The sequence below is a fragment of the Noviherbaspirillum sp. ST9 genome, from assembly GCF_048799745.1.
Classification (GTDB): domain Bacteria; phylum Pseudomonadota; class Gammaproteobacteria; order Burkholderiales; family Burkholderiaceae_D; genus Noviherbaspirillum.
In genome coordinates this window covers 1-561 of the sequence record NZ_JBLWFR010000175.1, presented here as the reverse complement: position 1 = coordinate 561, position 561 = coordinate 1, and the positions used below count along the sequence as shown (strand labels likewise).

The 561-nt window shown below is 36.4% G+C and carries 1 protein-coding gene; it reads right to left on the bottom strand.

The window, feature by feature from the left end; genetic code table 11:
• The coding region (locus tag ACNOHI_RS25380; protein ID WP_420477498.1) for a hypothetical protein at nt 1-546 on the bottom strand (546 nt) is incomplete at its 3' end.
• Nucleotides 547-561 lie beyond the last annotated feature (15 nt).

The following is a 561-nucleotide window of genomic DNA, read 5'->3' as shown; positions in this document are numbered from 1 at the left end:
CATAAAGCTGAGGCCGAATAATGCACCACATATACAATAATCCCAAGTAAGTTTTTTTTCTTTCAAAATATAGCAAAGAGCAAACAAAAAGGATAAGCCCGACCAGGTTTCAGAAGAAAAGCGAATGCTAATAAATGGAGTAAACCAGAGAAAATAAGATAATAATAAATAAATTGTCCAAAGACCTGGGTTTATAAAACTTTTGGTGCAAATAATAAACCTGGTAATAATAGCAACCGCAACTATAGCGGTAATTAGCCGCAAGGCCATCGCCAAAAAATACGAATCAAAAATCCCGAAGAAATTTAACGCCTTAAAAAGTAAAATACATAACGTGGGTTGAACAGTGGGTCTCATTAATCTGCCATATTCCCAAGCTAGATCCGACGGAGCGTTAAATCCCAATTTAAGCCCGGCAAATTCGATTATCTGGTAGTGTTCATCCGGATGGTAATAACCATTGCTATATATTGCCGTTACGGAATAAACGATCAGTGCAGCTATGATTATATACTTTTCTTTGCTAATTTGCTCCCAAGTTTTCATAAGCCAGCGTTATAT